Here is a 7,734-nt window from a genome sequence, read left to right on the forward strand (position 1 = left end):
AAATCAGTCCTCGAAGATGAAGCGCTGGCTGGAGAGGTCGATCGACGTCTTGCCATCGGCGGAAGTGATACAGCCCGCGATGCGCTCTCCAAGATTGGCGTCGAGCGATGAGAGCTGCATCACGTTGATGCTTCCTGCCGTGATGGCGCTCCCGGCGATCATGTCGGCTGTGACAGCGAGGGGCGGCGGATGCGCGACAGCCGCCTCCGCAAGGGCGGACAGCGGCACGGCTCCAGCGGCCATCGGCGCGAGGCCGAGCCACCGGACGAAGGATCGACGATTCATGCTGCTCTCCTGACACCGGCCTGCCAGAGCGCTCCGTTCTGGCGCAGCGAGTTCGACTGCTCCTGGTGGAAGACGCGGCGCATCTCCTCGCGCATGCTCTTCACCGTGGCCTCGACGTGAGCCTGGTCCTGCGCTGGATCGCCAGAGGAACCCTGCATGTTCACGGTGATCGGAGCATTGATCGAAGGGCCGTTGTTGGGATTGGCGGCTACAATGCTGGGAGGAGGGCCTCCTACCAGTCCGCCATCCGCGTAACCCCGGCGAGTTGACCGGAGCGCGTCGAGCGTGCCGACCCCAAGGCGCGAGACGGTCGCCGCGTCGATGACGTACTCGCCTCGGTGAACAATGCCAGCCGGCTCGAGGCGACCGCCCGGCCCCGTATAGCCGCCGACGTCAAAGCCCTTGAACAGGCTCCCGAAGAAGCTGGATCCGGATGAGCTCGTCGCGCTGCTGAATAGGCCGCTGACGCCCGCGTCAATCACCTTGCTGAGCAGCTTGTCGGCGGCGCTACCGAATGCGTTCGACAAGGCAGCCGCGGCGTCGCCGGTCCTGCGGAACTCGGTCACGAAGCTGCTCGCCCCGCTCGTGATCATGCTTTTTGCTTCAGTCAGATCGAGCGTGTCGCGGGTTCGATTAATGACGGACTGAGCGTTCGGCGAAATCGTATCGCCGACGAGCTGACGCGCCCTGGCATAGGCCTGCTGGTCAGTAGCATCTCGACCAAGCTGCTGACGCGCGAAATCATCGTCCCGGGCAAACTGGACGAGCTTCGCCTGCTGGGCGAGGGACACCGTCTTGTCGATCAGGCCGCCGAAGGCGATCGAGGCTGCATCGCTCGCTGACACGCCACGGTCGAGAAGCTCGTTGTACTTCTGCTGGCGCTGCTGGATGGTCTCCAGGGCCGCACCGTTCACGCCGTAGTTTCGGTTCAGGTTGTCGAGCTGCTGGCTCGCATCCCTCTGGGAGCGCGTGAGAGCGTCTTGGTCGCGCACGAGGCCGGCCTGCGAGGCGTCGCCCATCTGCCCAGCGTTGCGCAGCGCCGTTGCCGCATAGGCCCGGTTCACAGCTGGGTCGCTCGACCCGCGATAGGCCTCCAGTGCCTTGGTCAGGTCGCCGCCGACATCCTGCAGCTTCATCTGCAGAACGCCAGCAATGCCCTGAGCCATGGTGTCGGGATTGGTGCGGTCGTAGCCGGCCGGCAGGAAGCCGCGGCGGATCGCATCCTCGGCCGTGCCGCGCGTGATCTGGCCAAGGCCATAGGCAGACGATGCGCGGCCGTCTTCGCCGAGGCTGCGGGAGAACCCGACGTTGAGGTTGCCGCTCGACTCGCCCTTGGCAATGGCCGCGATGATGCCGGCCGAGATCTGGGAGCCTGAGGTGCGGGCCGCCTCCAGGATCTGCGACTGGACCTGCGACGACATCTGCGAGAAGGCGCCGCCCTGTGGAGTGAGGGACAGCGATTCCGTGCGCTGAAGATTGCTCAGCTCGACGTCGCGAGCGCGCCGTAAGCCATCTAGCGTGAGCGCGGACTGCAGATCCGCATCCCGCCGCTGCGCGAGATTGTAGCGATCTGGCAAGTCTAGGCTGACGTCACCGAGGCGCGAGCCATACTCGGCCCGTACCTGTTCAGCGGTGCGTCCGTTAGGATCTAGGCTCTTCTCGCGCACCTCTCTTGCGAAGCGTTCGTTGATTTCCGCAGCCGAGCGGCCATACGGGGTGAAACCAACCACTCGGCTTTCGAAGTCGGCAGTCCGATTGAGAGCGGCGACAGACGCGCTGCCGTACTTCTCCATATCCTCGCGCAAGGTTTGCGCCATTCGGCCCAGTCGACCGAGCGCTCCCTCCGTTTCTGCAAGGCGACTGCCGGACAGGCCGAACTCCATCGGATCGCTGATCGCCTTCCGCAGAAGCGTTACGCGATCCTGCATTGTCTGCAGCTCGGTCAGTTCAGGCTGCAACGATTTGAGGATTGAGCCGACCTGTTCAGACCGCTGGTTCTGCTGCAGCCGCTTCGCCGTCGCATCCCTCGCGTCCGCGAGCTTTTGCAGGCGGGCGACCGTCTTTTCCTCTTCCTGCACGCTGTAGCCGGAGCCGAACTCGGCCATAAAGCTGCTGCCGGCCTCGGATCGGGCTTGGGTGAGCCGATCCTTTGCCGCGGCGAGGCGCTCGTCGAGGGTGCCGCCAGTGACGGCTTTGTCGATTGCAGCGCCTGTCGCATCCCAAATGCCGCCAAGGAATTGGGTGGCCTTCCCCCAGCCTGTGGTCTCGGCCGCCAAGCCGGCGGTGCTCTCCCTGATCGCGTCGATCAAGCGACGCTGCGCCTCAAGACGGCTGCCCTGCGCGTCCAGGCGCTGGACGCTCTCGACTGTTGCCGCATTTAGCAGGCCGTATTTCTGAGCGAGATCACCGGCGCCGCGAGACACATCGCCGAGTGCTGTCGCCAGTACGGTCGCGCTCTCAGCCTTGTCGGCGCCGAGGAAGGCCGATAGGTCGCGCGTCGCGCCTACAGCTTCGCTGAGCGCGCCATTTCCAACGCGGCCGGTACCGGCATAGATCGACGCCACCTCGCGGGTGTCACTGCGGCTGATTTCGCTCGCGCCCGATTGCGACGCGGCGAGCGCGTTGATGTTGGTGATCGTCACACCCGAGGCGCGTCCGAAGCCCTCAAGTCGCTTCTCAACCTCGGCCTGCTCCGACCGATAGGAGAGCCACGCCGCCGCACCGGCGCCGAGTGCCGCCGTTACGCCACCAATGGCATAGCCGATCGCTGGGATCTTGCTCGCAGCGGAGACGGCGCCCTCGGCGAGCCCTTTGATTTTCTCACCCAGGCCAGTGACGACGTCTCCCGCGCCAAGGCCAGCTTGCCCGGCTATCGTGGCAGCGGTCGGAAGCTGCATCAGGCCCGCCCTGAGGGGCGAACTGCCCGACAGCACCTGCTCTATGAAGTCTTTGCCCTGAATTCCGATATTCGTCAGGGCCTGATCGCGAGCACCCTGGCTGACCTCCTTCGCAAGGTTTTGATTCGCCGCTACGGGCGTGCCGAGAGAGCCAAGTCGACGGCTGGCCTCCACATTCGCCAAGGTCTGCGAGCCCTGCGACCCGAGATCCCGCCATGCCGCCGCAACGGACTGAGCCGAGCGCTGCGCAGCGCTAGAGACGGAGGCGTACCGCGCCTCCAGCAGGCTCAGCGCCCTGGCGTAGGAGTCGGCGCCGATTACCCCCTGCGAAAGCGCCCTCTCGGCGGTCCGCGTTCCACGCTCAAGCGCCTGTTGGGCCCTCACAACCGGGTCGATCGACGCTTCGAGCTTATTGAACGCTGAAGCGGCGGAGAGCTGCCGACGTGATGCCTGCTCCGTCACCGTAGCCGCTTGATCGGCCGCCTGACCAAGATTGGTCTGCGACGTGGCCGCAGCGTTGGCGTCGGACACAAATTTGTCCGCGCCTTCGCTGACGTAGGCGACTCTGACGCTACGGATGGTGTTCAAGGAGACCATTCAGCCTACCTTTACGGAGAAGCAATCGCACCGCGGAGGGTGGTCATGAAATGGATCTTGATCTGGTCTGTGACGCTGACGACGTGCTGCGCTGCTATCGCGCAGCAATTCACCGACAACTCGGCGGATGGTTTGAGTGAGCGCGAGCGCAGAATAATAATGGCCTACGTTGCTAATCAGCTAAGCGATCCAACCTCGGCGAACTTTACGAATGTAAGGAAGGGTAAGGCATCCGGATATTGCGGTTATGTAAATTCGAAGAATAGGTTTGGCGGATATGTCGGACCCAAATTATTTTACGTCGATATAGATCAAGCCAATGCCGTGATCACTCCGACAGAAGAAGATTTACGATCGGCAAAATTGGCGCAGTTAAAAGAAATTGAAAGCATGCTGCCTGTACTCAGTGCAAATTGTGCCCCGTGATGCGCTTTACCAGTGCAGAATTAAGCTAGATGTGCCGGCCACGAGGAGCCGTCGCCGTCGTTCACCGCCACGAAGGCTGCGTAACAGCTCCAACGAGCACCAACCGGCTCGCGCTTCGACCAACCCCGTGCGGCGGGTGAACATCTTCGACGAAGACATGACCGGCGCCGGGGTCGCCCTAGTCCGACGCAACAGGGTGAACGGCAAGATTGCCGCCGAACTCAATAACCAAGGCCCGGTCACCGCAGACCGGCTGCCTTTGCACGTGGAAGTAGACGGGGCCGCTTTGTTTCAGGCTCCGTAGCCCTTCTTGAGCAGGGCCTCGCGCGCCGCCTGCGCGATCTCGAAAGCTGTCGGCATGAGCGCTTTCAGCTCGTCCCAACGAGACAGGATTTCCGAGACTTTCGCATCCTCGATCTCATCGAGGATCTCGACCGCCACCTTGCCGGCGATCTGACCCATGCGTTCGGGGTCGATAGGATTGCGGCGACCCATCAGGCCGCTACCGCTGCCGGCGGAAAAGCCTTCGCCAGAACGGTCAGACCCTTCGGCGTCACCCGCACTTGTGTCGACGTCCATTCGGTACCGTCGGGGCGCGGTCCGGTGTTCACCTTGTGCTCCAGCAGCCCAGCCTGGATCTTCGACTGATACGCCAAGTCGTCCTTGTCTCCCGGACGGCGGAACGTCCAGCCGTTCGTACGCATCCAGCGACAAAGCGTCTGCGGCGGGATGCCGAGCATCTTTGCGGCGGTCGAGCGGCAGAACGTGCCGTGAGCTTCGGCAATCCGGTCGAGCGCTGCCGCGGCTGGCTTCAACTCCGCGTTCTCGGCCTCCAATGCGATGACCTTTTCGACGTTCTGCAGGAGCAGGCTTCGCAGCGCGGCGGGATCGGCGAGCGCGCGGAGCGGGTCGCGCGCCTCGGCCTCCAGCTCCTGCCAGCGATCAACGATGCGGGCTCGAAGTTCCACGCTGTAGCCCGAGACGAGGATCAGGCACTCGCGCTGCGGTAGACGGAAGATGGGGTAGTCTTGGCCGTTTTGCGGGTTCCGATGGGTGTCCCCAAAATTGGGGAGACCCCCTTCGCCATACAGCTCGACCAACATATTGCGGACGTCGCGCATTACGTGGTCATGGCGTTTGCCGGTGCGCTCGGCGATCTCCAGCGACGACATCGTGAGCGGCATCGCGCCGAACCGGACGGGTGTGGTATCGTTCGTCATCTGCGGTTCTTTCTCAACCGTGGTGAATGGGACCGCCCTGGCAGGCGGTTTCGTTCGGACCGGCGGCGGGGTGTGCCTGCAAGCTTTCCCCCGTCGCCGGCTTGGTCCGCTCCATCCTCTCGCGGATGGCTCGGACGATTTCACTGTTCTGCGTTGAAGAATTTCGGGTCGCTTGACCCACCACGAATGCCTTGAGATCGGGCGGCAGCCGCACCTTCATTTGAGCTCCCTGGTCCATATCGTCCTTCTTCCATGAACCACCGTGGTTTATAAACCACCGTGGTTTATTGAAGTCAAGACCACCGTGGTTCACAAGCGGTCCATGGCGCGCGACGACCCTCAGATGAAGCTAAGGATGCCCGTGGAGCTGCGGGATCGGATCGCGGATCTGGCCGCTGAAAGCGGTCGGTCGATGAATGCTGAAATCGTCGTTCGGCTTCAGAAATCCATCACTCAGGATTTCGGTCCTGCATTCGATAAGCAAACTGAAGATTTTTTGGCTCGTCCAAATTTGACCACCGAAGACTTGGTTAACCAGATCAAGTTTATGGCCGATGAGCATAGCAAGCAGGTTACAAATCTTGTCACCCGCTATCAAAAAGCAGTCGGCCTAAATTTCGTTCAAATCAGCAGACAGATACGCAGTAAAAAAACGCCAAATAAAAAGACTTGAGGCTAACGCGCGGTCTCTGTGGCCTTCGTTTTCGCCGCCACGTCCTTCAGGTAAACCCGATCCTGAGCTCCAATTAGCGCCTCGAACCGCTCAAAGGCATCAGGGTCTGTGATGCCGTGCCGGGTCGCATACCGCTCGATGCTCGACCAGGGGATGTGACCACATCCACCAAGGGCGCCGAGCGGACGATCCGGCGAAAGCGACCAGAACGCGTCCCGGGCGAAGACGAGATGCTCGGGCAGATCCGGTCGGTTCAGGAGCGCCTTCGGCGCCGTTCCGTCCTCCTCCGCCAGTTCCAGAAGCCATCCAGCGCGCTCGCCCCACTCGAGATCCCAGGCGAGCGCGTCTGCTAGTTTTTTGCGTCGGCCTTCGCGTCGGCCTCGGCGTCGGAGGAGACGACGCCAGCGGCCCAGGTGACCGCGTTCCGGAACACGACATACTCGGGCTCGGCGAGCAGCCGGCGCGCGATCTCGGCCGAGTATGGCACGGGCTGGTCGAGCTCGCCGATCACGCCGTCGCCGCTCAGGTTGTCCCACTCCAGCAGGATGCTCGCCAGCAGGCACTCGGTGTCGATCGCGAAGGCGTCGTCCTCGGACAGGCCGCGCAGGCGGTTCTCGCGCGGCACCTTGGCGATCAGCTCGCTCTGCAGGCGATTCCAGTCCTTGTTGCCGGACCCACGCACCCGGAGGCGAAGATCACCCATGCCGGGAATGTTCTCGATCCACCGGCCCTGCTCGACGGCCGTGGTGTTCCTGCGGATGGCGGAGAGCTTCACGCGTCGGCGTCCTTCTTCGGGCTAGCGGGAATAGCGGCAGGTGCTGGCTTCGGATCGATCTCCTTCGCCAGCCCCTTCCCGATGATGAGATCGGCGAAGGCGTCTGACACCTCGGGCTCGTCGCCCTTGGTGAAGCGCCGCTCGTCCTTGCCGTTCGGGTAGCCGTCGAAGGTCTCGGTAATGCGGACGGTCTTCATGGTGCGGCCCCTATGTGACGTTGCGGGTGAGGACGATGGTCGCGGCCGCGGTCTCCTCGTAGACAGCGCGGAACGGGATCGAGACCATTACGTCGTCGTTGTTGCCGCCCGGCCGGCGCTCGCCGTTGCCGAAGATGATCTTGGGCAGCGAGAAGGTGTACTTCTTGTTCGGGGCGTTCCCGACCGTGAAGGACAGCGCTCCAGAGCCGTGATCGAGCACCTTCTGATAAAGGTCATTGGTCTCGAAATAGCATTCGAGCGTTCCGGTGACCTCGCAGCGGCCGTAGCCGAAGCTGTCCGTGAACAGGCTCCCAACCAGAGGCCGGGTGCGCAGATTGTTATTGATCTCGATGTTGAGGCTGCGGACCTTCGGGGGCGTGGCAACACCGGTCACCGTCAGCGCTGCGACGTTGGCCGAAGCGGTCGAGATCGGCGTAGTGCCGGGCACCGCATAGGTGGCGCCCGTGATGATCTCTTCGTCCAGTTCCTCCTGCTGCCCCATCAGGGTGACAGAGCCCGTGATCGCCGCGCGTGACGCGATAGCGAGGCTCAGCATCGACACCATGCAGCCGTCGAAGCGGGAGAACGACTTGTTGCCGCCGCCCAGGTCGACCGTCTCCTCGAACGTGAAGCTCTTGGCCGTCACGCCGTTCTTAATGGTGTC

At 63.0% G+C, this 7,734-nt stretch carries 11 protein-coding genes; 2 read left to right on the forward strand and 9 right to left on the reverse strand.

Annotated features, from left to right (window positions below; all coding sequences use genetic code 11):
- Window positions 1-3 precede the first annotated feature (3 nt).
- Entirely contained in the window at window positions 4-285 is a 282-nt protein-coding gene (locus tag MGN01_RS14665) for a hypothetical protein (RefSeq protein ID WP_147047544.1), read from the reverse strand.
- Window positions 282-3,713: a phage tail length tape measure family protein gene (locus MGN01_RS14670; RefSeq protein ID WP_170245989.1), complete on the reverse strand. Its 3,432-nt coding sequence runs from the start codon at window positions 3,711-3,713 to the stop codon at window positions 282-284. The genes MGN01_RS14665 and MGN01_RS14670 overlap by 4 nt, the downstream gene beginning before the upstream one ends.
- 111 nt (window positions 3,714-3,824) lie before the next feature.
- On the opposite strand from MGN01_RS14670, the gene MGN01_RS14675 reads away from it, so the two are divergent.
- The gene (locus MGN01_RS14675) at window positions 3,825-4,205 is read left to right on the forward strand and encodes a hypothetical protein (RefSeq protein WP_147047549.1); all 381 of its coding nucleotides are present in this window, start codon (window positions 3,825-3,827) and stop codon (window positions 4,203-4,205) included.
- A 291-nt stretch (window positions 4,206-4,496) separates the two neighbouring features.
- Here MGN01_RS14675 and MGN01_RS23600 read toward each other — a convergent pair whose 3' ends face one another.
- The 3 genes from MGN01_RS23600 to MGN01_RS23940 are packed head-to-tail and all read right to left on the reverse strand — an operon-like array spanning window position 4,497 to window position 5,645.
- Window positions 4,497-4,667 carry a hypothetical protein gene (locus MGN01_RS23600; RefSeq protein ID WP_170245991.1) on the reverse strand — a complete coding sequence of 57 codons (171 nt, stop codon included), beginning with the start codon at window positions 4,665-4,667 and terminating at the stop codon, window positions 4,497-4,499.
- A 32-nt stretch (window positions 4,668-4,699) separates the two neighbouring features.
- Entirely contained in the window at window positions 4,700-5,389 is a 690-nt protein-coding gene (locus tag MGN01_RS14680; RefSeq protein ID WP_170245992.1) for a phage antirepressor KilAC domain-containing protein, read from the reverse strand.
- Between the two features lie 49 nt (window positions 5,390-5,438).
- Entirely contained in the window at window positions 5,439-5,645 is a 207-nt protein-coding gene (locus MGN01_RS23940) for a hypothetical protein (RefSeq protein WP_174804596.1), read from the reverse strand.
- Window positions 5,646-5,747: 102 nt separating this feature from the next.
- Here MGN01_RS23940 and MGN01_RS14690 point away from each other — a divergent pair, with 102 nt between their 5' ends.
- Window positions 5,748-6,098, forward strand: a complete 351-nt coding sequence (locus MGN01_RS14690; RefSeq protein ID WP_147047553.1) for an Arc family DNA-binding protein — start codon at window positions 5,748-5,750, stop codon at window positions 6,096-6,098.
- Window positions 6,099-6,100: 2 nt separating this feature from the next.
- Here the strand turns inward: MGN01_RS14690 and MGN01_RS24650 are convergent, their stop codons facing one another.
- From MGN01_RS24650 to MGN01_RS14705, 4 genes are all read right to left on the reverse strand, one after another.
- Window positions 6,101-6,511, reverse strand: a complete 411-nt coding sequence (locus tag MGN01_RS24650) for a phage tail assembly chaperone (protein WP_431310441.1) — start codon at window positions 6,509-6,511, stop codon at window positions 6,101-6,103.
- On the reverse strand, window positions 6,448-6,873 hold the full coding sequence (locus tag MGN01_RS14695; RefSeq protein ID WP_147047555.1) for a phage-derived protein YdaY family protein: 426 nt from the start codon (window positions 6,871-6,873) through the stop codon (window positions 6,448-6,450). Before MGN01_RS14695 ends, MGN01_RS24650 begins: the two co-directional genes overlap by 64 nt.
- Complete coding sequence (locus MGN01_RS14700; protein ID WP_147047557.1) at window positions 6,870-7,070, reverse strand: hypothetical protein; 201 nt, start codon at window positions 7,068-7,070, stop codon at window positions 6,870-6,872. The genes MGN01_RS14695 and MGN01_RS14700 overlap by 4 nt, the downstream gene beginning before the upstream one ends.
- Before the next feature lie 10 nt (window positions 7,071-7,080).
- A partial coding sequence (locus tag MGN01_RS14705; protein WP_147047559.1) for a phage tail tube protein occupies window positions 7,081-7,734 on the reverse strand: 654 nt, incomplete at its 5' end.

The sequence above is a fragment of the Methylobacterium gnaphalii genome (genome assembly GCF_007992215.1).
GTDB classification, from domain to species: Bacteria; Pseudomonadota; Alphaproteobacteria; order Rhizobiales; family Beijerinckiaceae; genus Methylobacterium; species Methylobacterium gnaphalii.

What these genes read in the sequence shown, in the direction of transcription:
- MGN01_RS14665 (WP_147047544.1), bottom strand. Translation starts at nt 285, where the DNA reads ATGAATCGTCGATCCTTCGTCCGGTGGCTCGGCCTCGCGCCGATGGCC.
- MGN01_RS14675 (WP_147047549.1), top strand. Translation starts at nt 3,825, where the DNA reads ATGAAATGGATCTTGATCTGGTCTGTGACGCTGACGACGTGCTGCGCT.
- MGN01_RS23600 (WP_170245991.1), bottom strand. Translation starts at nt 4,667, where the DNA reads ATGGGTCAGATCGCCGGCAAGGTGGCGGTCGAGATCCTCGATGAGATC.
- MGN01_RS14680 (WP_170245992.1), bottom strand. Translation starts at nt 5,389, where the DNA reads ATGCCGCTCACGATGTCGTCGCTGGAGATCGCCGAGCGCACCGGCAAA.
- MGN01_RS23940 (WP_174804596.1), bottom strand. Translation starts at nt 5,645, where the DNA reads ATGAAGGTGCGGCTGCCGCCCGATCTCAAGGCATTCGTGGTGGGTCAA.
- MGN01_RS14690 (WP_147047553.1), top strand. Translation starts at nt 5,748, where the DNA reads ATGGCGCGCGACGACCCTCAGATGAAGCTAAGGATGCCCGTGGAGCTG.
- MGN01_RS14700 (WP_147047557.1), bottom strand. Translation starts at nt 7,070, where the DNA reads ATGAAGACCGTCCGCATTACCGAGACCTTCGACGGCTACCCGAACGGC.